At 36.0% G+C, this 23,087-nt stretch carries 21 protein-coding genes and 1 tRNA gene; 12 read left to right on the top strand and 10 right to left on the bottom strand.

The window, feature by feature from the left end; all coding sequences use genetic code 11:
• Positions 1-49 precede the first annotated feature (49 nt).
• Positions 50-2,149, top strand: a complete 2,100-nt coding sequence (locus tag ACLHDG_RS05500) for a patatin-like phospholipase family protein (protein ID WP_415407987.1) — start codon at positions 50-52, stop codon at positions 2,147-2,149.
• Positions 2,150-2,200: 51 nt separating this feature from the next.
• Here ACLHDG_RS05500 and ACLHDG_RS05495 read toward each other — a convergent pair whose 3' ends face one another.
• The gene (locus ACLHDG_RS05495; RefSeq protein ID WP_415407986.1) at positions 2,201-2,755 is read right to left on the bottom strand and encodes a DedA family protein; all 555 of its coding nucleotides are present in this window, start codon (positions 2,753-2,755) and stop codon (positions 2,201-2,203) included.
• A 104-nt stretch (positions 2,756-2,859) separates the two neighbouring features.
• Here ACLHDG_RS05495 and ACLHDG_RS05490 point away from each other — a divergent pair, with 104 nt between their 5' ends.
• The 4 genes from ACLHDG_RS05490 to ACLHDG_RS05475 all read left to right on the top strand — a co-directional run bounded on the left by ACLHDG_RS05490 (position 2,860) and on the right by ACLHDG_RS05475 (position 7,172).
• Complete coding sequence (locus ACLHDG_RS05490) at positions 2,860-3,777, top strand: AEC family transporter (protein WP_415407985.1); 918 nt, start codon at positions 2,860-2,862, stop codon at positions 3,775-3,777.
• A 155-nt stretch (positions 3,778-3,932) separates the two neighbouring features.
• On the top strand, positions 3,933-5,168 hold the full coding sequence (locus ACLHDG_RS05485; protein ID WP_415407984.1) for a saccharopine dehydrogenase family protein: 1,236 nt from the start codon (positions 3,933-3,935) through the stop codon (positions 5,166-5,168).
• Positions 5,168-5,875 (top strand): TIGR02453 family protein, encoded by a 708-nt coding sequence (locus tag ACLHDG_RS05480; RefSeq protein ID WP_415407983.1) that lies wholly within the window; start codon positions 5,168-5,170, stop codon positions 5,873-5,875. Before ACLHDG_RS05485 ends, ACLHDG_RS05480 begins: the two co-directional genes overlap by 1 nt.
• A 97-nt stretch (positions 5,876-5,972) precedes the next feature.
• A complete protein-coding gene (locus ACLHDG_RS05475) occupies positions 5,973-7,172 on the top strand; it encodes an NAD(P)/FAD-dependent oxidoreductase (protein ID WP_415407982.1) in 1,200 nt (399 codons plus the stop codon).
• A 4-nt stretch (positions 7,173-7,176) separates the two neighbouring features.
• Here the strand turns inward: ACLHDG_RS05475 and pgeF are convergent, their stop codons facing one another.
• The gene (gene pgeF / locus ACLHDG_RS05470; protein WP_415407981.1) at positions 7,177-7,947 is read right to left on the bottom strand and encodes a peptidoglycan editing factor PgeF; all 771 of its coding nucleotides are present in this window, start codon (positions 7,945-7,947) and stop codon (positions 7,177-7,179) included.
• A gap of 54 nt (positions 7,948-8,001) precedes the next feature.
• Here pgeF and ACLHDG_RS05465 point away from each other — a divergent pair, with 54 nt between their 5' ends.
• Both ACLHDG_RS05465 and ACLHDG_RS05460 read left to right on the top strand, forming a co-directional pair.
• Positions 8,002-9,141, top strand: coding sequence for an FtsW/RodA/SpoVE family cell cycle protein (locus ACLHDG_RS05465; protein ID WP_415407980.1), 1,140 nt, complete (start codon positions 8,002-8,004; stop codon positions 9,139-9,141).
• Between the two features lie 3 nt (positions 9,142-9,144).
• A tRNA-Met gene (locus tag ACLHDG_RS05460) sits at positions 9,145-9,221 on the top strand.
• Positions 9,222-9,305: 84 nt separating this feature from the next.
• Here the strand turns inward: ACLHDG_RS05460 and ACLHDG_RS05455 are convergent.
• The 4 genes from ACLHDG_RS05455 to ACLHDG_RS05440 form a co-directional block, all read right to left on the bottom strand.
• The gene (locus ACLHDG_RS05455) at positions 9,306-10,976 is read right to left on the bottom strand and encodes a hypothetical protein (RefSeq protein ID WP_415407979.1); all 1,671 of its coding nucleotides are present in this window, start codon (positions 10,974-10,976) and stop codon (positions 9,306-9,308) included.
• A gap of 115 nt (positions 10,977-11,091) precedes the next feature.
• Positions 11,092-11,400 (bottom strand): hypothetical protein, encoded by a 309-nt coding sequence (locus tag ACLHDG_RS05450; RefSeq protein WP_415407978.1) that lies wholly within the window; start codon positions 11,398-11,400, stop codon positions 11,092-11,094.
• A gap of 13 nt (positions 11,401-11,413) precedes the next feature.
• The gene (locus ACLHDG_RS05445; protein ID WP_415407977.1) at positions 11,414-11,629 is read right to left on the bottom strand and encodes a helix-turn-helix domain-containing protein; all 216 of its coding nucleotides are present in this window, start codon (positions 11,627-11,629) and stop codon (positions 11,414-11,416) included.
• 907 nt (positions 11,630-12,536) lie between these two features.
• Complete coding sequence (locus ACLHDG_RS05440; RefSeq protein ID WP_415407976.1) at positions 12,537-12,728, bottom strand: hypothetical protein; 192 nt, start codon at positions 12,726-12,728, stop codon at positions 12,537-12,539.
• A 124-nt stretch (positions 12,729-12,852) separates the two neighbouring features.
• On the opposite strand from ACLHDG_RS05440, the gene ACLHDG_RS05435 reads away from it, so the two are divergent.
• From ACLHDG_RS05435 to ACLHDG_RS05425, 3 genes are all read left to right on the top strand, one after another.
• Positions 12,853-14,100: a hypothetical protein gene (locus tag ACLHDG_RS05435; RefSeq protein ID WP_415407975.1), complete on the top strand. Its 1,248-nt coding sequence runs from the start codon at positions 12,853-12,855 to the stop codon at positions 14,098-14,100.
• A gap of 102 nt (positions 14,101-14,202) precedes the next feature.
• Entirely contained in the window at positions 14,203-15,468 is a 1,266-nt protein-coding gene (locus ACLHDG_RS05430) for a DUF2130 domain-containing protein (RefSeq protein ID WP_415407974.1), read from the top strand.
• Positions 15,469-16,044: 576 nt separating this feature from the next.
• Entirely contained in the window at positions 16,045-17,310 is a 1,266-nt protein-coding gene (locus ACLHDG_RS05425; protein WP_415407973.1) for a DNA polymerase IV, read from the top strand.
• Positions 17,311-17,312: 2 nt separating this feature from the next.
• Here ACLHDG_RS05425 and ACLHDG_RS05420 read toward each other — a convergent pair whose 3' ends face one another.
• Positions 17,313-17,546 carry a hypothetical protein gene (locus ACLHDG_RS05420; RefSeq protein ID WP_415407972.1) on the bottom strand — a complete coding sequence of 78 codons (234 nt, stop codon included), beginning with the start codon at positions 17,544-17,546 and terminating at the stop codon, positions 17,313-17,315.
• A gap of 574 nt (positions 17,547-18,120) precedes the next feature.
• Between ACLHDG_RS05420 and ACLHDG_RS05415 the strand changes: the two genes are divergently transcribed.
• On the top strand, positions 18,121-18,792 hold the full coding sequence (locus tag ACLHDG_RS05415) for a DUF723 domain-containing protein (RefSeq protein ID WP_415407971.1): 672 nt from the start codon (positions 18,121-18,123) through the stop codon (positions 18,790-18,792).
• Positions 18,793-19,030: 238 nt separating this feature from the next.
• Positions 19,031-20,188: a transposase gene (locus tag ACLHDG_RS05410; RefSeq protein ID WP_415407970.1), complete on the top strand. Its 1,158-nt coding sequence runs from the start codon at positions 19,031-19,033 to the stop codon at positions 20,186-20,188.
• Between the two features lie 225 nt (positions 20,189-20,413).
• Here ACLHDG_RS05410 and ACLHDG_RS05405 read toward each other — a convergent pair whose 3' ends face one another.
• From ACLHDG_RS05405 to ACLHDG_RS05395, 3 genes are all read right to left on the bottom strand, one after another.
• Positions 20,414-20,656 carry a DUF6868 family protein gene (locus tag ACLHDG_RS05405; protein ID WP_415407969.1) on the bottom strand — a complete coding sequence of 81 codons (243 nt, stop codon included), beginning with the start codon at positions 20,654-20,656 and terminating at the stop codon, positions 20,414-20,416.
• A 227-nt stretch (positions 20,657-20,883) separates the two neighbouring features.
• Entirely contained in the window at positions 20,884-21,879 is a 996-nt protein-coding gene (locus ACLHDG_RS05400; RefSeq protein ID WP_415407968.1) for a hypothetical protein, read from the bottom strand.
• 295 nt (positions 21,880-22,174) lie between these two features.
• Positions 22,175-22,912, bottom strand: coding sequence for an LssY C-terminal domain-containing protein (locus ACLHDG_RS05395; protein ID WP_415406913.1), 738 nt, complete (start codon positions 22,910-22,912; stop codon positions 22,175-22,177).
• Between the last annotated feature and the right edge of the window lie 175 nt (positions 22,913-23,087).

The following is a 23,087-nucleotide window of genomic DNA, read 5'->3' as shown; positions in this document are numbered from 1 at the left end:
GTAGTATATACTACCATCTTTACTTCCCATTATTTACAAAGGTGACGCTATGAAACTCTTGTTAAACCTCTCTTTTCTCTTCTCACTCCTCACACTTAACCTTCACGCAGAACGTGAAAAAGTAAATTTATCTATGGTTATCTCAGGCGGTGTCAGTCTCGGTGCCTATGAGTCCGGATACAATTGGGCGATGATCAAAATGCTAAATAAAGTAAGAAAAAACGGTAAACTGGTAAAGCCTGATCTACGCTCCGTAGCAGGTGCATCCGCTGGTTCCATTAATGCTTTACTTTCTGCTATGTATTGGTGTCAAAAAGATTCTATACCTTTAACTGAAAATACTGAACTTTTAAATGATGTTGATAATAATTTATTTTACGAGACATGGGTGAACCTGGGCATAGATGATCTTGTTATAAAGGGTGAAGATCCTGACAACAAAAGTACACTTTTTACAAGAAAAGGATTAGAAGAGAAAGCTGCAAAGATCATTAAACATCTTGAAAAATCTATATACAGAAAAAACTGTGAGGTACCTATAGGCGTTTCTGTAACAAAAGCCACACCTATTGTCGAGACTGTCCAAGGTATTAAGATCAAAAATCAACACTTTTCCATACCTCTTACGTTAAAAGAAAAAAATGGACAAGCGATTGTTACAAACAAAAGTATGCCACCAAGTACAGACTTCTATATCTCTATACCCGGCATAGAGAAAGACAAAAGTAAACTTATTGATGTCCTTTTCGCTTCTGCTGCTTTTCCCGGTGCTTTTCAACAAGTAAAATTAGATTATACTTACAAAGGTAAAACTAGATCACATTACTTCATAGATGGTGGTGCGTATGATAACATTCCTCTGCAACTCGCCATTGAACTTGATAAAAAAACTTCACATTTTGTCTTTATTGACCCAAGTAATATGAGAAAAGAGGTTATAGAAGAGAATAATGAGGAAGAAGAGATACCTCTTGGTTTCATCACTACCAATGCCATACCACTGCTTAACAGCCTTGAGATCTTCCAATCCATGAAACTCTATCAAGCTATCAATCAGTATATTAGAAATGACAGCAGCAAGACACTGATACTTTCATCTCGATATCATCCTCTTACTGGAAAATATTTACAACACTTTGCTGCATTCTTAGACAAAAACTTCCGTATGTATGACTATTATGTCGGTGTTTATGATGCTATCTACCATCTTGCAGCTTCTTTTAAAACAAAAAGTCAGTATTCACATTTATCTCAAATAGAACTTATGAATCAGTTGAAAACAAGATTAGGCTTAGATGAAAAACCTGAAGCCTTGGCAGCCTACACTCTATTTTTAAATACTGAGTTTAATCATATTGCACCAAAAACAACGGATCGCTATTCTGCTATATATAATTCATTTAATACAAAAAAACTTGATGCAAAACGTTATGACAATGCAGAATTTAAGGCATTCCTCTCAAAACTTGATATGCGATACCTCGATCAGTATGACCATTCCTTCCTCTCTTATGCAAAAAAAGATGTTGACCACTGGTATAAAAGACCTTTAAGATCTGTTATTAACCGTATTACCACACTGGAAAATGATCGAGCTGAAGTTTATGAAAATCATGAGTCCATTGCAAAAGTGACTACGATCTCAGCATGGCTTGGAAGTACTTTTATCAAAGAGAAAGATGGTTTTCAATTTTTACCATTAAATGTACCCCAAGATGAAGAAAGAAAAGGGTTACATACAGCCCTCAGACTTTTGCCTGGTGAGATAGCCACAGATATGAAAAATGGTGGTGCAAGCTTCGGATACACTGCTCTTTATTATAAAGATCTCAACATAATCAATGGCTTTGAAGCAAAAGCTTCATATATTATAGGCAGTGATACCCCTGATTTCGTACGTGTAGATCTAGATGCATTTAAAGAGTATGATGATTTCATGAAATTTGGGTTAGGAGCAAGCTTCTTTGGAGACATACAAGGATCATTCTATAAGAGAGAGAGTGCTTATGGATTTAACACCTATGTAGATATTATGGATATATTTAGACTGACTTATGTCAGAAGACATGGGGATGATATAGAGAATAATGATTATCTCTACTTTGGTGTTGAAAATATTCCCAGTCTTATTTATTGGTTAAATCGATAAATAGAATCCTTATAATACAAAGGCAAAGACTTTGCCTTTGATTAGCACTTCTTATCTCTTCTTTGTCATTCTCTCCGTAATAAACCACACCAAACCTATAATACTAAACAATACTACAGGTGCTATCCAAGGACGTTCTTTAATGACACCAAAGAAAGCGATGATAGCCTCACTGGAATAATAAGCACTCAATCCTATAGTAAGTACAAATACGATAGATGCGAATACATTGTAAAATGCAAACTTTTTAAAGTCATATTTGGAGAGTGCCATAGAGATTGGCACAAGGGTTTTTATACCGTACAAAAACTTCTGTATAAATATGGCCAGTACTCCATACCTACGCATGATGAGCGTAGCTAGGGCTATTTTCCGTTTGTGTTTTGCAAAGTAAGGTTGTATCTCTTTTTTCTTGTACTTACCAAGATAAAAAAGAAAGATATCCCCTAAAAAGTTTGACACTGTAGCCACAGCTAAAGCTGTAGTCAGATCCATATTTCCCATAAACGAAAACACACCTGCTGCTGCAACGATGAACAATGAACCACCAAATGCAAAAAAAGCGATGGCAAGATAGCCCCAGGTCTCAAGTGAAGAAAAATCCATAAAATATCCTATTAAACTTCTTTTGTAACTCTAATGAAGTCTATTATTAAAGTAAAGAATCATATCTAAAATATGTTAATCCAAAATAAGTTATAATTCTAATCATGATAAGTACACTACTCTCCATCATCTTTGTCTATGTCTTCATCTTACTTGGCTACATGGCTAAACGCATCTTCAAAGAAGAGATGAGTACCAAGACACTGACACTTATGTCTGTCTACTTCTTACAACCCTTTGTCACTATTTGGGGCTTTAGTACTGCTAAATTACACGTTGAACATATTTATGTACCACTCCTCTATCTAGCTATCATTTTATCTCTACTCATTCCCACCATACTCATAGGCAAACTAATATTTACAAATATAAAAGACCGTGCTATCTTTTCTATTGCCGGATTTGTTGGGAATACAGGGAATATAGGTATACCTTTAGGTATTGCTCTTTTTGGGGAGCAGAGCGTCATTTACACTACTCTCATAAACATAGCCAATGTATTTGTGGTCTATATCATCGGTGTTTACATCTACTCAAGAGGTTCATTCAGCATCAAAGACTCACTCTTCAATATTATTAAAATCCCGATTATCCCCGCTTCACTTCTGGCAATAATTATTAATATAAATGATATAGTACTTAGCTCTCAAATTCAAGAATTTTTCAAGATGGGAGCCTATGCAGGGATAGTCTTGCAACTTTTTTTACTGGGTACATTCTTACAGGGTATCCGTATCAAAGAGCTACATCCAAAACTTTTCATCGGGACTATAAGCCAAAAGTTCATCCTTATTCCACTCTCATCTGCCCTTATACTTAGTTTTACTAACTTACCACTCTTTGTGCAGGGAATTATTTTCATGGAGATGATGGTACCTTTGGCAGTTGCAAATATCAATTTAGCTTCTTTATATGACTGTAAACCAAAGGATGTAACTTCACTTATATTGCTTAGTACACTTTTGTTTATTCCTCTATTGTTTGGGTTGAGTTATATTGTGAATCACTACTATCTTGCATAAAATGATTTCATACGTCATTCTCGTGCTTGTACCTAAAGGTATATATTTCAACAACACGGGAATCCACAACTCTCAACTACCTTGTTATATAATACAACATCAAAACCTATGGATCCACGGGTCAAGCCCGAGGATGACGGGAAGAAGGAAACTTTATGTCTAAAAAAACCCTTATCATCGGTGCGGGCGGTGTCGGAAATGTGGTTGCTTTTAAGTGTGCTATGAACAGTGATACATTCGGAGAGATCACGCTGGCAAGCAGAACAAAAAGCAAATGTGATGATATTGCTGCCAATGTCAAAGCCAAAACAGGCGTAGAGATACGTACTGTAAAAGTAGATGCAGACTCCATACCTGAGCTTAAAGAGCTTATCGCTGCAACTGGGGCAAGTATTGTCATCAATGTTGCATTGCCTTACCAGGACCTTACCATCATGGATGCCTGTGAGGAGATGCAGGTAGATTACCTCGATACAGCAAACTACGAACACCCAGACACAGCCAAATTTGAGTACAAAGAGCAGTGGGCTAGAGATGAAGAGTTTAGAAAAGCAAACATCATGGGACTACTTGGAAGCGGATTTGACCCGGGAGTGACCAATGTCTTTTGTGCTTATGCCCAAAAGCACTACTTTGATGAGATCCACACTATAGATATACTTGACTGTAATGCTGGAGATCATGGCTATCCTTTTGCAACCAATTTTAACCCTGAGATAAACCTTCGTGAAGTTTCTGCAAAAGGTCGTTACTGGCAAAAAAGAGATGATGGAGAAGGAGAATGGATAGAGACAGAACCCATGGAAATTAAGCAGGTATGGGATTACCCTGAAATAGGACCAAAGGACAGCTACCTGCTCTACCATGAAGAGATGGAGAGTTTAGTCAAGCACATCAAAGGACTCAAAAGGATCAGATTTTTCATGACCTTTGGAGAGAGCTATCTTACACACATGAAATGTCTTGAAAATGTAGGAATGCTAGGCATCAAAGAAGTAGAACATAAAGGACAAAAGATCATCCCTATGGAATTTCTGGCTACCCTGCTTCCAGACCCGGCAAGCCTTGGACCACGTACTAAAGGGAAGACAAATATCGGTATCTTTGCAAAAGGCATCAAAGACGGAAAAGAACGTACCGTCTACATATACCAAGTCAGTGACCATGAGAAATGCTATGCAGAAGTCATGAGCCAAGGAGTCAGCTACACTACAGGCGTACCAGCCATGATTGGTGCCAAACTTATGCTGGAAGGTAAATGGCAAGGCAAAGGTGTCTTCAACATGGAAGAGTTTGACCCAGATCCGTTTATGGAAGAGTTAAATCAACAAGGGCTGCCTTGGAAGATTATGGAGCTTAAGGCGGATGAGGATTTGAGAGTAGATAGCTAATGCACTTCAACGGCTTCCCAAAAGAGGGATTACAATTTCTAGATAAGATCATCATAAATAATTCAAAAGAGTGGCTAGATGCCAACAGAAGTGAGTATGAAAAGGTGATCGTGGAACCTAACAAAGCCTATGTGGAAGAGATGGGTGAACATTTACAGATACTTGTACCCACTGTCAAGGCTATTCCCAACACCAACAAATCACTCTTCCGTATCTACCGTGATGCTAGATTTCACTTGGCTGACCCCATCAAGACACGCATTGGTATTATTTTCTGGCAAGGTAGCGGGCACCGTATGCAAAGCAGTAGCTTTTATATGCACTATGATCCGGTAGAAGTACTTGTAGCTACAGGTATACGAAACTTTAAACCAACTCTGCTGACTACCTACCGTGAATACATACAAAACGAAGAGAGACGAACAGAACTTCACAACATCTTTGAGGATTTAAAAGCAAAAGGCTACAAACTGCCTGAAACAAAATATAAACGCATGCCTAGAGGTTGTGACAGTATCGATACTCATAGCTACCTCTATCTTCAAGGAGCCGTATTCGCTTATACTACATATACACCCAATGAGACATTTCATTCAGAGGCTATCATAGATAAGAATTTTAAGATCCATGAAGATATGTTCGACCTTCATCAGTGGGTCTATGAACTTACTCTGCATTGTGATACTTCCGCAGATGTATTTCGTTAAACGCATATTCACATAAAAAACTACACACCGTTTACACACTTCTTTTGCTACTATTTCCATAGTGGCATATAATCCTAAATAAATTAGGAGGTAAGTAATGAGTCATCATGTGGTTATACTTGGTGGGAGTTACGGAGGCATCGCAGCAATGCGACGACTAAGTAAATATCCGGAAATCCAGATAACACTCATAGACCAGCATCCTTACCATTTTTTGCAAACAGAAGGTTACGAACTCATTTCCAGTAACACTTCCTTTGAGGATACCATTGTAAGTCTCCCAGCTTTGTGTGCAAACTATGAAAATGTCACATTTCTACATCGTACGGTAGATTCCATCGACCCCAAAAAGAAAGTCATTCTTCTCCCTGATGGTAACTGCACGTACGATACTCTTATCATCGCTTTAGGCAGTGTTACAAAACGTTTTGAATGTGATACTAGCGTCTATAACTACTCAAGTGGCGCAAAAAGCCTTAGAGGGGCACTTAAACTCAACCAATTTTTTCAAGATGAACTCTATAAACGACTTGAATCTGCCAAGCAGACTAAAGAAAATTTTAACATCATTATCGGTGGAGCAGGACTTTCCGGTGTTGAGATAGCTGCAGGTATGCAACACTTCTTTAACCGCTACTATAGAAGCAATACACTCTCCTGTGCCACCTTGCATATTCATCTCATTGCCAGTAGAGAAACCATACTCAATGGGATGCATCCCCGCATCGTAAAAATAGCTACAAAAAGGCTGAAAAAACTTCGGGTAAAAATACATACACAAAGTTGTATAGCCTCCATAGATGATCATGAAGCAGTCCTGACAAACGGGCATAAAATACCTTTTGATTTTATGATATTTGCAGGGGGTACGACCAGTGCCCCATGTCTCAAAACTTTTGATGTTGAAAAAAATGAAAAAGGACAGATAATTGTAAATATGTATTTAAGAAGTAAAACGTATGACCATACTTATGTTATAGGAGATGCTGCTGCCCTGACAAATAAAAGGGGTGAGCCTCTACCACCTACAGCTCAAACAGCTATGCAAAGTGGAGAGATAGCAGCAAATAATCTCATACGATCACTACATAATAAACCTCTTAAACAAGCAAATATGCATATCAAAGGCATTGCCATAGCACTTGGAGGAAAATATGCAGCTATAGATCTTGGATTCATACATTTTTGTGGTTATCCGGCATATTTGGTAAAAAAACTTATTGAGAGACTCTATAAATGGCCACTCTGGTGGTTAGCTTATAAAGGCTTCAAAAAGATAGACTCTTGTGAGATCTAAATTATCATACACTAGGCAATAATCCTATCATACTCATAAACCGTCCGCTGCACCCCTGCTCTTTACGGTAGGAGAAAAACCTTTCCACTTCACACGCAGTACAAACACCACTCATCTCTATATGTTCTTCAAGTACACCAGAGTCTAAAAGTTGTTTTTTATTGATCAAAGGTAGATCCAGCATGTATTTTTCACCCAACACATCAAAAGATCGAGGCTCATTAAAAAAATGCTTTGCAACATCTTTACCAACTTCATAGCAGCAACGTCCTATAGCTGGTGCAACACCTGCAATAATATCTTCTGGATCAGAGTTATATACCCGTATCAACTTTTGTACAGTTTTAGCCACTATCTGTGCTTCAGTCCCTTTCCATCCAGCATGAATGGCTGCAACAATCTCTTTTTCTTTATCATACAGCAGTACAGGGACACAATCAGCAGTAAGAATGGTAAGCATCACACCTTTTTGATTTGTGATAAGTGCATCACAGTCACTAACAGCATCCTCTATCTCTTGCCACCCTTTGGTTTCAGTCTTGGAAATGATCTCAATATGCTCACTATGTGTTTGATTTGCAACAATAAAGTGTAAATTGTTATCTATACCCAGAAGTGAAGAGAGTTTTTTTCTATTGTGTACAATACTTTTTACGTCTTCTCCTGTATGCAATGCCAAACTAAAGTCATAAGGTTCCGATATCAGCTTAGTACTCACAGCATGTATACACTTAGGGTAATTTTCAAACTGTTTAAATCTGTAAAAATCAACCATAACTATCCTTATACTCTTTTCGATATAATACCCTAAAAATAATGAGGGTATTAGATGGATTCTTGGTTTGATTTTGACAAACGTATCTTCAAGAATTTCTCTTACTCTTTAATGATACAACTTATCCCACTTTTTGTTATCTCTTCCTATCTTGTATATGAGATCAATTTTCATCTTTATCAAAAACAAATGATCTACTACTTCATTGCAGCAATTGCTTTTTTTGTTTCCGCTTTTATTCCATGGAGACAGATCATTTGGTGGTTTTCTCCTCTTTTTTATATTATCAATCTTGGTTTGCTAATTGCCGTTGAATTTGTCGGTAAAAGTATACTCGGGGCACAACGCTGGATAGAGATCCCCGGCATTGGAGTCACCATACAACCCTCAGAATTCATCAAAGTAAACGTTATCATGATGCTTGCTTATCTTATACACAGAAACCCTCCTGGAGAGAAAGGGTACGGTTTTTTAAATTTCATTAAACTCTCTATTGTTATTATTATCCCTTTTATCATCATAGCCAAAGAACCAGATCTGGGTACAGCACTGGTACTTCTCATCGCAGGGTATGGTGTTCTTTTTATTGTAGGTATAAACTGGAAAATATGGGTAACCCTTGCTATACTTGCAGGTGCAGGTGCACCAATAGTGTATGAATATGGACTGAAATCTTACCAGAAAACACGTATTCAGGATGCACTGAACAAACCAAGTTATCAGGTAAGACAGGCCCTCATCGCTATAGGCTCAGGGGGACTTGAAGGTAAAAGTAAAGAAGACTCTACCCAAACACAGCTCAAGTTCCTTCCTGTATCTTCAACAGACTTTATCTTTGCCTATCTTGGTGAAAGATTTGGATTTAAAGGCATGATAGCAGTCATCATTCTCTATATCCTTCTTATCTTTAACCTACTCTATATCTCAGCTAAATATACACAGGATTACCTCATCAAAACTTTTGCCACAGGTATTGCTTTTTTACTCTTTGTTTACATGGGAGTAAATATTTATATGATCATTGGACTTGCCCCTGTAGTCGGACTTCCCTTACCTATGTTCAGTCACGGAGGAACCTCATTTATCATTTTTGCAGTAATCTTTGGAATTTTACAAAATTTAATTGCTTTTAAAGACTATAGTCGATATACTTCTGACTCGAAAATCACTATGCAAACAAAAGATTTTCATTAACCAGGGTCTGTAGCTCAGCTGGTTAGAGCACTCGGCTCATAACCGAGTGGTCCGGGGTTCGAGTCCCCGCGGACCCACCACCATATATCCTCTATTACATCGACAATCAAGATAATTTTTAAAAGTTTTTTCCACAAACTTTTTCCACAAATTAACTATATCCGTTACATTTTAAACTTTGGTCTTTGTGCCTGAGCTTTCCTTTGTGTTTTTACAGCAACTTGACTCTCTTTCATTCGTTTCTCAAAATTATCAACATACTCTTTAGATCCCTGATATGTGATATCCAACTTATCTATAGAAGTATTATCTGGAAGAAATTGACTGATAACATCAATACCCATCGATACATCATTACATTTTTTTATTTCCAGACTACCTGGATAGTCAACAATAACGATATCATCAGATATATACGTTGTGATATTAAACTCTGCACTATATTGAACCTCAAAGCCTACTAATATTGGCTTCCATTCCGAATTAAATTTAGATTCTTTACCATATTTTATTGTGAATACTTCGTTAACTTCATAAACAAATCGCAAAAGTGATTCTTCTTGTTCTTTTGTCTTTTTTTTATAATTTCTAAGTCGGCTTTCTATCATCTTCTCCTTTTTTCTGCGTCTACGATTATTTTCAAAGATTTGCAAAATACGCGACCAACTTAAACCAATATCTCCAAAACTTATCTCTATATCACTATGTTTTTTCGTTTGTAATTTAAAAGCGACCTCTTTACGAGTATGCTTATTTACTTTCTTTTTTTTCACTTTAACATCGACATAGTCCATTTTACGCATCATTTCTTTAAATCTATAAAAAGAAGTAGCAACAGATAGTACATTTCGAATATCCTGTTGTATATATTTATAAAAATCAGAATTGTTCAAAGCTTTTTGTTTTTTGCGTGCAGCAAAGGAAGGCATAGAATATGTTAGATTCTCTTGCGATATTTCTCCAATCTCAAACTTTTCTTTCAAGATATTCATAACAATCGATTCAAAATCAAATGCACACTTTAAGATCTCTCTGTCAAGCACATCAGATAAATCCAACTTAACATTTTGTTGGGTCTTTAGCAACATTAGCTTTTTATATTGAGACGATGTCAAATAAAAGTAGATCTCATCTTTTAAATTAATACCTTGGTATTCAAAATCCATATTCATATCTCTCAGACATTTATTTAGAATAGATATTTGCTTCAAAAAATATGATATATTATTACTATGTGCATAGTGTATATCCAATGACCCTAAAGCTTGGTACACCTTATCATCGCTTAAGTAAGTAGATTTTTCATCTTCGGTGCCACGCTGCAAAGTCATAGCCATTTTTTCAATTACTTTTTGCTGCTTTTTGCTGAGTCCAGTCTCTCTACGTTCCATCATAAAGTGAAATTGAATATTAAATAATAATGCGTATTGTTCAAGAGCTTGTCTTAGATATTGAAAATTCTTTCCCAATCTTGCTTTTTCATCAGCAAGAATATGAAAATGTGGATTAACTGGTATGCTAGCATCTATATGTTGATTGTGATACGCAATCAACAGTTTGTCTAAGCCAATAGGACGATTTGTATACTTTTGTATGATCTCACCGTTCCTCTTTCTATTAATACCATTTTTTTCTCTCACAGTCATCTCAAATTTTAACAATTCAGAAGAAATCATGATCATCACTTCATTTATAGAATTCTGCGTCGTATAACCAGCTGCAATTAATATGGCAATATCAACACTTGTAATAAACTCAATTAAGGTATTGCCATTATTATCAAGATTATCAATAACATACACCGCATGATCTTTATTATATTGAACTTTGTCCATAATACTTTCTCCTTATTCAAGTTATTACATTGTAGAATTTTATATACATTACTTCACAGAATACAAACATACAAGATAGTGATATTTGCATGTCACTATCATAATATCAGTATACTCAGAAGGGGGAATCATCTGGAATATCCTCATCATTATCATATGAATAATGCTCATCATCTGGAATATCCTCATCCTTAAACTGAAACTCTGCATCCAAGAACTCATTCTCGTATCTCTTAAAAAACTGCCTAATATTTTCCGTACTAGTCACAACATTTTTTTCATCCAACCATTCTTGAATCTTACGAAAAGAGATACCCTCATTTCGCATATAGATAATTTCATCTTTAAAAGGTAGTAATTTACTACCCTTTTCCGTTTTCATAGCTTCTATTTCAGCTTTTGTGACTTTCAAATCTACTTGCATGAGGCTTCTTCCTCTACATGAATCGGGCTATTTCAGTAATACTGAACTTGATTTGCCCTCTTACTTGTTTTGATTCAATTTCTCCATTCCGTCGCATTCTATCTACTGTTTCCGTAGATATGCCACCTAACTCTCTTGCTGCCTCTTCCTTATTTATAAGAGAACGTTTGTATGTTTCTCTCAATAATTTTTTGTTTGCCTCAAGCTCTTGTAAATGTTGATTTAACATTTGTCTTCCTTTTTGTTTTTTGATTGTAGATAGCACAAAAATTTGGCACTACTATCTTGGTTGAATATTGAATATCGTTTAAACTAATATGTCTACACACTAATTTCAACGAAATAAACATAATTTCTGATTGTTCTATAGGATTAAAGACAAAGATTTGCTATAATTAGATACAACATCTTGATAAAGCCTTGTGCTTTGTCTTTATTTACCTTTCTTTAGTGTACCTCCTAAGTAGTTTATATGTGATATCAACACAGTCACTTTCGTAAAAAGAGTCTGCATATATCTTCAATTGAATTCAACTCATAAGTCCGTTACACATAAGTCAAACTTTCAATGTCGAATTGTACTCAAAAAAAGAGGTCGATTTTTTTTGCATCTGGAAAACCCCGCTCACTGGGAAGTTTTAAGTATTTTGGGCTTATTCATATTAAATCATTTTTTCAAATATTTACATTTTGACCTAAATAGTCTAAAAAATTACTGTACCTTTTTGATAGAGTTATACTTAATAATGACTACCTTTGATTAATCATAACTTCTATTGTAATATTTTTCGATTCATAAATCTAAAAAAATGTATAGAGTCTTCCTACTATTACATCTATTGCTAAATTGACATAGTATATGTATTGATTTTTTCTTTTGAAATATAGTTATTCATGTATCCACTGGATTCTAGTTTTTGTTACGCAGTAACTTTTTACAAGCTTCTCTTGAGAGGAGACCATAATAACATCATGCCTGTTAACAAAGATGAGTATTTTATATTGGTTAAAGAGTTTATTGAAAGTTTATAAAGAAACTTTGTTGATCATTACAACATTATTAATAGTATTTAACCTACTTTTTTATATTGAAGATGATTTTACACTCAGACTGTATAGTTTTATAATACTAAAACTTATGAATTATCCAAAAGCTTCTCATTCTCAGCTCTCTCTTTTATCTGTTTTTTAATGTTTTCCACATATTCATGAGGAAGTGCCTCAAGAGTTTTATATAGTACATAACGTTTTTTGTCTTTATCATTCTCCCAATTATTCAAAGTTTTTCTATCTATACCAAAGTTTTCGATCATCTCTTTTTTAATCATTTTTGCACCTTTATTAAGGAATTATTCCATAAATAAATAAATATACCCTTTTATTTAAGTTTTATAGGGTACTATTCCTCATATAGGTATTATATCTATATAGTAACTTTTAAAAGGAGTAAAAATGAAACAAAAGTTCCCAGAACCCGTAGTTAGAAAAAGAGTGGAAAAGGATACTCATAATGAATATTCTCTTCTTAATGTAGACAGCACAGGTAAGGTCTGTAGGCAAACAGGTAAACCTAAAAAGAGAATGATGACTATCAGGCACAATCCTTGTGCTCATACCTATACATTGGATATCTATGAATTCATGAATGGAAAACGAAGATGTGGAAAATGTAAAGGTAAGGCACTTCAAGAAAAAAATGCTGAAAAAATTGAAGTGATCAAGCTAAAAACCCAAGCACTGACAGATGGTGAATACAGCTTTGTAGATGACCACTATACTAATTCTAAAACCAAACACTTCTTTGTGCATCATGCCTGTGGTACAGTTTTTGAAAAGAAGTGGGAGAAGTTTAAAGGTACACCTAAACAAGCTGCTCAAAGATGTCCTATGTGTGTCAAAAAAGGAATGGAGTCCGGTGCTTCACGTTATGTACGGGATATCTTTGATGATATAGAAGTAGACTATGTACTGGAAAAACGATTTGATGACTGTATCAACCCTGAAACAGGTAATACCCTGCCCTTTGACTACTATCTACCACAGATCAATACATTGATAGAAATTGACGGAGAACAGCATGAGCGTGGTTCATTCAGTAAATATGCTTCCGAAGGAATCTTCATAAGAGATGAGATAAAAAATAGATATGCCGAGGATAACGGTATAGAGCTAGTTCGTATTCCCGCCAAGAAATGGTCACAGCTTCCTGAAATCCTCCATGCAATTCTATCAAAAGATCTTCTTAAAACACTTACGCGTGAAACAGTGAAGTCTATTACCCATTCTACCCATCCAGAACGTATCAACAAAGACCTCCAAAAGATCCACAATGGTACCTATGCATTACATGATTCCTACTACTTCGGAGTGGACAGACGACACAACTTCATTCACCATGAATGTGGAACCGTTTTTGAAAAAACACTCTCCACTGTTAGAAGTGAAGAGATGCCCTGCCCTACATGTAAAAGAAAAGTAAGAGAAAAACACCAGCATGATGTCTGCAACACAAAGCTCATTGAAAAGACTAAAGGCAGATACTCTCTTGATAATTCTCGTATAGGATGCACTAAAGAGAATAAACGGCTTGTGCACTGCCATGAATGCAGCCAAAGTTGGTATTCACTGACAGCAAATATAATACGGAATAATGGCGGATGTCCAAACTGCAACCACAAACGCAGATCTAAATCTGCCTAGGGAAGCACGTTAAACAATCCTAATACTTTGGTAATGCTCTCTTTGTTGAGAGTATCACCTCCAGACACATAAGACTAAACAAATCATTACAAGGAGAATTATATGTCGATCCAAACACAGATCAGCTGTCCCAACTGCGGGACACAAATAGATGTCAATGAAGTACTTGCAGGGGAACTTGAAAAAGAGATGCAAAAGAAGTTTCAGTATGAAGTGAATGAACACAGAGAAAAATACAAATTAGCTCTCGATCAGCTGAAAGAAAAAGAGAAGAGCCTTAAAACAGAACAGGAACACTTTGATGAAAAACTCAAAGAACAACTGCAACAGCATCTCAAAGCACAAGCACAAGAGCTACGGGCTTCTATTAAACAAGAACTTCAAAATGAACAGAGCGAACAGATTGCCCTTATGAGAGAGGAACTTGAAGAAAAATCTCAACAGATCAAAGAACTCAACCGCTCTAAAGCAGAAATAGAACGTCTCAAACGTACCAATGAGGAAATGGAAGAAAAGGTACTTCTTGAAGCACAGAAGGAATTTAATGTTCAACTTGCATCCGAACGTGGGAAAATAGAAAAGATCGTACGGGATCAGAACGAACTCAGACTCAAAGAGAAAAAGAAACAACTCGAAGACCTCAAACAAAAACTGGAAGAAGCAAGACGTAAAGCAGAACAAGGCAGTCAGCAGACTCAAGGTGAAATCCAAGAACTTGCTATCGAATTATGGCTCTCAACACATTTCCCCTTTGACACTATCGATGAAATCAAAAAGGGAATCAGGGGTGCTGATTGTGTTCAAGTAGTTAATACCCGTGAAATACAAAACTGCGGGACTATATACTATGAGTCTAAACGAACCAAAGAGTTTCAAAAGTCTTGGATTGAGAAATTTAAAGCTGATATCAGAGAGAAAGGTGCAGATATTGGTGTACTTGTCACAGAAGTTCTCCCTAAAGAGCTTGAACGCATGGGATTAGTAGATGGAATATGGATATGTACCTATGATGAATTTAAAGCCCTTTCCTTTATTTTACGGGAGCATATTGTAAAACTATCCCATACAATGCAATCACAAGAGAACAAAAGCGATAAGATGAGTATTCTCTATAGTTATCTTACATCAACTGAGTTTCGTATGCAGATTGAAGCCATTGTAGAAGGTTTTACTACCATGCAAAGTGATCTTGATTTTGAGAAACGTGCTCTAGGTCGTATTTGGAAGCAAAGGGAAAAACAGATACAAAAGGTGTTGGATAATACTGTGGGGATGTATGGAGCGATTCGTGGGATTGCTGGTAATGCCATAGGCAATGTTAGCGCATTAGAGTTGAAGTATGAAGAAGAAATACATCCTTCTATATAACTAAACTTGGATAAAAATAACTTCTTATTCAGAGAGCCAGCCCAATGACAGACAAATGATCTAACAATACTTCACAAGGTTTGACAACTTGTTGCTCTCTTGCACAAAGTTGGCAGACATTTTGAAGTACTATGCAAATATTTTCCATATATTTCAAAAATATACTACCAATACAATACAACACTGACATAGCTTAAAACACATTTGACAAGTAAAATTGGAGGAATTATACTAAAATTTTTGGTGGGCAATACCTGAGTATAAAAATTTTATCAAAGTGAGCTTTCCTCTGATTTTCAAGTAAAAACTTATGACAATGCTATGCAATATAGTTGCACATACAATACTATATAACTTCTTTGTAGTATGTTGTACTATATTGTCATATCATAGTAACATCTTATGCTATACTTCTATATAATTTTCAAAGTAATTATAAAATATGTAGTTTTATAATGTAATGACTATAAGTACTAATTTAACTCAATAGAATAAACATTATGTTAACCAAGACTGAAAAGCCATCAATATGACATACTTTTCCAACAACTAAACATAACCTGCTACAATCACATTATGATTTTACACCTAGACCTAGATTGCTTTTTTGCTGCCGCACACAGAATCAATAATCCTCAACTGGATAATATCCCCATAGCTGTTGGTGGAAGAAGTAATCTCAGTATCTTTGACAGAAAAAAGGAAACAAGGCATCTCAGTGCTATAGAAGGTGCATTCACAAGTTCCATACTTAGCAGCAATGGAGATAAAACATTTAAAGAGTATTTCGTAGATCCAGATGGAAGAGTAAGAGGGATTATTACTACATCATCTTATGAAGCAAGAGCTTTTGGGGTTAAAACAGCTATGCCTGTAGCCGAAGCATTAAGATGGTGTCCAAAGCTCACTGTGCTTCCACCTAACTATCCTCTCTATCATGAACTATCACACAAGTTAAAGTTACTTCTTGAAAAAGCAATACCTTCTATTGAACAGTTCAGTATAGATGAGTTCTTTGGTGATGTCACAGGTTGGATAAAAGATGAAGATGTCGTAGAGTTTGCTACTAAATTAAAACAACAAATCAAAAGTGAACTTGGACTTCCTATCTCCATAGGCATAGCAAAAACCAAATGGATCGCAAAACTAGGAACAAATGCTGCCAAGCCAAATGGAGTTAAACTCATTACACCCGATGAAGTAGATTGCTTCATAAAAGATATGCCTATTGAGGAGTTCCCTGGCATCGGTAAAGGCTATCAGGAGAGATTATCCCAAAGAGGTATTAGTACACTGGGCGATATTAAAAACAGAAAGGATCTCTTCTACTCTTGGGGTAAACCAGGAAAGCAACTCTATGATCGTATATGTGGGATAGATCATGAAGAGATATCATTGGCACATTCTAAAAAGTCTATAGGGCTGGGTAGAACCTTTGATCCAGAAGCCAATCGTGATGAGATCAGAAGAAGAATCACTATACTGTGCAGACATTTATCTTTTCTTGCCCATAAAGGCAAACACAACCCTATGACCTTTTCCCTGAAGATAAAATATCAGTATGGAGCTAAAGCAAAAGACTTTATCAATACAAACAGACTCTTTAGCGAAGGTCATTTCAAACAAGAGATGGTAGATATGTTTGATGCTATTGATATACACCCTACTCATGCTCTTGTTCAAGTAAACATTACCCTATCTAACTTTGAAGAGAATAAAACAGTTACAATGGATCTGCTGAACTATGAGGAGGACATGAAGCAATCCAAACTTACAGCTTCTATGCAGAAGTTGAGAGATAAGTTTGGTATTGATATTATTAAGAGTGCTGGGGAGTTGTGATCTTAATTAGAAAGGGTCAATGTCTCAATCATCCAAAAATTGAAGGGGTACATTAGTTTTTCAAGACGCATAGCCCTACGCCATTGAAATATAAGCCATATCACTGTAGATAATGTTACAGAAACAATAATCTCCCATCTGTAGAACTGTTCAAGATCTAGCTCTCCCATAGATATAAAGTAAAATACACTGCCAAAAAGAATAAGAGCAATAATCCATAAAAAAACTGATCTCATCTTGTTATCCTTACTCTTATATATTTACTCTTATGTAAATTATAACGAGATATTCTAAGCTTATAGTATTTTGTGTGATTAAAAAAGAAGCGATATCAAGGAAGTCATATTTTACAAGGGAAGTTTATATGAAAAGGTCGCTTCTTTTAAGGGGGAATGATTATCGGGAGTAAACAAGGAAGTTTTCGTTTTGGACAAGGAGTAAAACGAACTCTCAAAATCATTTGAAAGATTTTCTCTTTCATGGTTGTATTATAATCCCTTAGGGTAAACCATTTGCAAATAAAGCATTGTCAATTTGTCTAAAACTATTTATTTTTAGAACATTGAAAAAACCTTATAAAATTATATATTTTATAAGATTTCTATTAGGTGAATAACAGCAAAAGAAAACATAAATTAAATATACTTAATGAAGTAGCTTTTATAGATAGAGTAAATGTCTTAATGCAGATTAATGTGTTGTTGAAAGATAATTATATTCAAAAGGTGGATGTTAAAAATATTTTGAAGCAATTAAAGTTGATGGAGATATAATTGAAGTCAAAGAAAAAAGGAAGAGTAGAAAGAAATAATGAAAACACCCACTCAAAGTAAAAAAACTTTAGCGTTTATTGCAAAAGCGAAAGCAAAGCATGGGGAACGCTATAATTATTCTTTAGTTGAATACGTAAAGAATAATGAAAAAATCAAGATTGTTTGTCCTGAACATGGGATATTTAACCAAGTACCGGGCAGTCATCTAAGCGGTAGCGGCTGCCCGAAGTGTGGGTTTGCCCGGAGATCAAATCTTAGAAAATCTACACTATCTGATTTTATCAAAAAAGCTGAACAGGTACATGCTGACAGGTATGACTATTCTTTAGTTGAGTACAGCACTAGCTATAAAAAAGTTAAGATCATTTGTCCTGAGCATGGTACTTTCCAGCAGCGACCCAACAGTCATTTGAAGGGTCAGGGTTGTCCTAAATGCGGAAGTGCTCAGATGGCAAATGATAGAAAAACCACTCTATCCGATTTTATCAAAAAAGCTCAATCCAAGCATGGGCATAGATATGATTATTCAGAAACTACTTATGAAAATGCCAGAACGAAAATAACAATCATCTGTAGTATACATGGACACTTTACTCAAACTGCAAACAGTCATTTAACTGGCAGGGGTTGCCCAGAATGTGCAAAATTGGTAAGAATAGAGAAGGCACTTCATCGTAAAGGAATTGTCAGAAAAAACAACTCTCTATGAACACATAAAATACATTTTATTTTTTATAGAAGTAACATTGTGTTATCCAGTTTAAGAAAGTTAAATTTAATTCAAAAAAATAAGACTATGGAAACCTTATAAAGTTATATATTGAGCCACTTGCAGATTCCCGAAAAAAGTCGATTATTAAGATTGTAACGCAGAAAAAAAGCTGATTCTGATTTCAAAAGGTTATAATTTTTTACCACAAAAATCCACCATCCAAAAGAGTCAGCTTATGAAAAAAATTATACCTTCACTTTCAAAAATGTGGCTTAAAGTCATTAATTTAGAGCAGAGTCTTTTCCCCAAAATACAAGAGTCTATGGGGTCATTAAGTCCCAAAGAGGAGAAGCTGATAAAGATCCTTGACTTCGCAGAGATAGAAAGGTTTGTCTCCACTGTACAGATCACTAATCCACCCAAAGACAGAGACGAGATGGCTCGTGCCTTTATTGCCAAACAGGTTTACAATCTTCAAACCACAAGTGCTTTGATAGACAGATTAAAAATAGATAGAACATTAAGAGTCATATGTGGATGGAGACATCGCAACAAGATCCCCAGTGAATCTAAATTCAGTCGAGTCTTTAAAGAATTCAGTCAGCAGCATATTGCAAGAAAAGCCCATGATATTTTTATAGAGAACTATTTAAGTGAGACGCTTTTCTTTTATAGCAGTATCGATTCTACAGCTATAGAACTTAGAGAAAAATCGGTGAAAAGTAAAAAAGAAGTCAAGCCTAAACGAAGACAGGGACGTCCAAAGAAAGGTGAAGAGCTTCCTCCTAAAAAGCCAAGCATTCTACAACAGCAAGAGAAAATGACTGAAGCAGAAGAGATGTTATCTCTCATAGGAACAGAGTGTAATACCAGTATCAAGCAGAATTCAAAAGGTAACCGGCACAAATGGACAGGAGGTAAACTTCATCTCTCAGTTGTAGATGGTGATATTCCTATCACCGCTATCTATTCTTCAGCCTCTGTGCATGATAGTTCATTGGCATTACCTCTCATCTGTCAGAGTAGTCAAAAAGTAAACTATTTGTATGATCTGGCTGATGCTGCCTATGACACCAGTATCATAAGGAATTATTCTACAAAACACAATCACAGACCCATTATTGATATCAATCCAAAGAATTCAAAAAAGCTGAAAGAGAAAATAGCCTTAGATAAAAGTGAAAAGAAGATATTGCAGCCACTCAAACTTTATAATAATTCTGATGATCTGCATTACAACCAACGCAGCAGTGTTGAGAGAGTCAATGCCTATTTAAAAGACAGCTATGGATGTAGTAAGATCTATTATCAGGGAGCCCAGAAGGTAGCTTCTGTATTAGCCTTTGCAGTATTGTCTGTTTGTATCACTCAATCTCTGAAGCTTGTCACTTAGCTTTGTTTAAATACTAAAGTCACAAATATCATTTCCCTAAACTCAAACTATAAAGCACGCAGTCAAAATAGGTTTTTTAGTAATTTTTATGGTTTTAGCTGTAAATAATCTCATAGACAACCTTTTTCAATAGCAGATTATAGACTATTGAAAATTAGCCGCTTTGTGATGTTGAATCTGCAAGTGGCTCTATTTTATAAGGTTTTCAAAATGAAATGTTTCTTTTCATCCTATGATCAGTAGAGCCAAATAAGGTACGATATTAAAGACGATAAAGATGACTTTAAATAATCCGAAAAATGCGTAAATGATTGCGTTGTAGGTTTCCCTTGGAATAGGGAACCAATAACTTTGTATGCGATAGACAAAATCCGGTGCAAACATGAAGAACATTACCCACAGTATATAGATACCGCCATTGATGATTGTGCACCACATAAAGAACGATTCGAGCATCTGAATATCCATAATATTTTCCTTTTATATAATTCTAGAATATCCAATGAATATTACTACTTATACGCATTGTCTTTTCCTCAATTTTTTAGTATATAACTTTTTCAAAGGAGTGTCAAATTTATTTTATATTTTATAAGGTTTTTATTTTTGTATCTCTCATATACATTCTCAAGAAAGACGAATGTGAACGAGGAGAATTTTAGTATTCTGCCAAGTGCTCTTTCCCCATACGATATTTATTTAGGAGTAGACACACCTTTAACACTAAACATTTTATCAGCAATTTTTTTCACTTTCCATGCATCAATTGGTAAGTACATACGTATAAGGAAGTTGCCACCTTTTTCAACAGTTGCATTACCAGCACCTTTTTGACAATTAGTAGTGAATGAAAAAGTATCACCATTATCTTTCATTTCAGTATGTGGAATGTAAAAGTCGTCTACATGAATCCAACCATCAGCACCATAAAATGTAGCAGACATATAACCATTGTTTTTCCAATCCAATCCTGGTTTCTCTACAGTCCAAGTTTGACATTCATCTGATGTTACTTGCAGAGCAACATATTGTGCTGTTGTCATTGGTAAGCCTCCCCAACCATATGCTGCTGCATATAAGTAGTTATGAGGATCAACATCAGCCATTGTTTTACCAAAGGCATTATGACCAGCAATGGGCTGTTCTCCTGTATTTACTTGACGTACTAGCTCTTCTCGAAAGGCTACTACATCATCAGCATTAAAACCTTTTGCTTTGTATGGACGGTTGGCTTTTGCTTCAAAATGTAGTGCCTTTTGTCGGGCTTTTGTATCTGCAAGATCACCATTATCACGGGTACGAGCTAATAAATATACATATTCACCTTCAATGTCATTAGCAGTAACATGTAATGATTGACCACTTAAAACCACTTGATGAAATAGATGTGCTTCATCAATAATATGGATGGCTTGAAACTCATTAGACTTGGGAACCGTGAATGTAGCACCTTTACTAACATCTACGATAACAATAGAGTATACAACGTCACGGTTTGAACGAATGACTTGCTGATTATCCTTGGATACTGGGTCATTATGCATCCAAACATTAACACCAACTTTCTTTTGAACTCCATCAAAGTACCAGTCGCTTTCAGCAACAACATAGTTTTTCATTGTTACTGCAGTTGGTGTTACTGTAGCAAACGCAAGAGTAGCAATTAGAGATATAAATAGTATTTTTTTCATTCTTCTTTCCTTTTAATGTGTACCATTTATTAGTATACTCTAAAATATACATATACTACAAGATAGAGGATTGAATAAAAATTTTTGTGCATTAATAATCATTGTTTCTAGCACTTTATTTAAACCTTATAATCTTATATATTTTATAAGGTTTTCAAACAAAATTTATTTATATGATGAGGAAAAGTAGCAAGTTATCAAATACCCTTCATCAGAAAGGTTGTAATTAATGAAATATTACCCTGTAAAAAGATTGACATCCTGATAACTGTCTAGGGCAAAAGTCTATTCAGTCTTATTTTATATCTTCTTTATTTTGTTTTCTCTCCGTTGCTCGTTCCCATGGCAAGTCCTTAATGCTATCGAGAGAAAGTCGATCTTCACCAAGGATGAGTACTACCCTCAAGCCGTCAGTATAAAAAGGATCCTCAGTGTAGTTGAACCGAGGTGCTTTGCGGTCAGAGTAACCGACACCCTTAACGTAACCTACCGCCCGTAAGGTCTGGGAGGCTGCAATATCCATGGTAATGTACAGGCGTGCTTCATCTACTACAGGATCTATCTTGTGTGTAATGATAGTCTTGCTGGAAAATTTAATGCCTATGTCGCGACTGATCTGACCCACAAAGACCTTCTTCCCATTCAGGGTCACTGGTGCACGCCAAAGCCGCAGATGGTTGCGTTCGTCTACGGTACTTCGGGACTTCTGCAGTGCAATGTCCTGCGGTCGATCAAAGAGATAGAGAGGAGAGACGGGAGATGTTCGGTATTTCGATCCGAATACAGACGAAATAGCTGTATTCAACATGCTAGCGCCATGCATCGTCTCAGTGAGATCCCAACCCCGGCGCGCCAAGGTCGCAAGTACATGTGTACCATCACCGACAATCACAAGATTGAGAGGATCGCCCGCTGTTTCTTTATCACCACCCAATACACAGCACGGTAGTGTTTCGAGGTAATGACGCAGTCCTTCAAGATCAAGGTCCTGAAGCTCATTTTTTGTGTATAGTCGATCGAAGTCCACGCGCATGAAGTCCGCCTTAAAACCTGGTACAAGCTGGACAAACTCAAACCGCCGCGCCTCGTTATCTCCAAAAAGCGTAACTTCAAAAGCCTTGCGGCCCGGGTCAAGATTCGTGTAGACATAGCCCGAAACTGTGCTGCGCGGTAGCACAACAATCGGTATATGTCTGTCCATAAACATG

Origin of the sequence: Sulfurovum iocasae, assembly GCF_047716765.1 — a bacterium.
Classification (GTDB): domain Bacteria; phylum Campylobacterota; class Campylobacteria; order Campylobacterales; family Sulfurovaceae; genus Sulfurovum.
This window is presented reverse-complemented; position numbering and strand designations above follow the sequence as displayed.

Coding starts and splice junctions, on each gene's coding strand:
- ACLHDG_RS05490 (WP_415407985.1), top strand. CDS start 2,860: ATGATAAGTACACTACTCTCCATCATCTTTGTCTATGTCTTCATCTTA.
- ACLHDG_RS05445 (WP_415407977.1), bottom strand. CDS start 11,629: ATGTTAAATCAACATTTACAAGAGCTTGAGGCAAACAAAAAATTATTG.
- ACLHDG_RS05415 (WP_415407971.1), top strand. CDS start 18,121: ATGAAAACACCCACTCAAAGTAAAAAAACTTTAGCGTTTATTGCAAAA.
- ACLHDG_RS05500 (WP_415407987.1), top strand. CDS start 50: ATGAAACTCTTGTTAAACCTCTCTTTTCTCTTCTCACTCCTCACACTT.
- ACLHDG_RS05425 (WP_415407973.1), top strand. CDS start 16,045: ATGATTTTACACCTAGACCTAGATTGCTTTTTTGCTGCCGCACACAGA.
- ACLHDG_RS05420 (WP_415407972.1), bottom strand. CDS start 17,546: ATGAGATCAGTTTTTTTATGGATTATTGCTCTTATTCTTTTTGGCAGT.
- ACLHDG_RS05475 (WP_415407982.1), top strand. CDS start 5,973: ATGAGTCATCATGTGGTTATACTTGGTGGGAGTTACGGAGGCATCGCA.
- ACLHDG_RS05405 (WP_415407969.1), bottom strand. CDS start 20,656: ATGGATATTCAGATGCTCGAATCGTTCTTTATGTGGTGCACAATCATC.
- ACLHDG_RS05495 (WP_415407986.1), bottom strand. CDS start 2,755: ATGGATTTTTCTTCACTTGAGACCTGGGGCTATCTTGCCATCGCTTTT.
- ACLHDG_RS05400 (WP_415407968.1), bottom strand. CDS start 21,879: ATGAAAAAAATACTATTTATATCTCTAATTGCTACTCTTGCGTTTGCT.
- ACLHDG_RS05430 (WP_415407974.1), top strand. CDS start 14,203: ATGTCGATCCAAACACAGATCAGCTGTCCCAACTGCGGGACACAAATA.
- ACLHDG_RS05450 (WP_415407978.1), bottom strand. CDS start 11,400: ATGCAAGTAGATTTGAAAGTCACAAAAGCTGAAATAGAAGCTATGAAA.
- ACLHDG_RS05435 (WP_415407975.1), top strand. CDS start 12,853: ATGAAACAAAAGTTCCCAGAACCCGTAGTTAGAAAAAGAGTGGAAAAG.
- pgeF (WP_415407981.1), bottom strand. CDS start 7,947: ATGGTTGATTTTTACAGATTTAAACAGTTTGAAAATTACCCTAAGTGT.
- ACLHDG_RS05455 (WP_415407979.1), bottom strand. CDS start 10,976: ATGGACAAAGTTCAATATAATAAAGATCATGCGGTGTATGTTATTGAT.
- ACLHDG_RS05485 (WP_415407984.1), top strand. CDS start 3,933: ATGTCTAAAAAAACCCTTATCATCGGTGCGGGCGGTGTCGGAAATGTG.
- ACLHDG_RS05395 (WP_415406913.1), bottom strand. CDS start 22,912: ATGCGCGTGGACTTCGATCGACTATACACAAAAAATGAGCTTCAGGAC.
- ACLHDG_RS05410 (WP_415407970.1), top strand. CDS start 19,031: ATGAAAAAAATTATACCTTCACTTTCAAAAATGTGGCTTAAAGTCATT.
- ACLHDG_RS05465 (WP_415407980.1), top strand. CDS start 8,002: ATGGATTCTTGGTTTGATTTTGACAAACGTATCTTCAAGAATTTCTCT.
- ACLHDG_RS05440 (WP_415407976.1), bottom strand. CDS start 12,728: ATGATTAAAAAAGAGATGATCGAAAACTTTGGTATAGATAGAAAAACT.
- ACLHDG_RS05480 (WP_415407983.1), top strand. CDS start 5,168: ATGCACTTCAACGGCTTCCCAAAAGAGGGATTACAATTTCTAGATAAG.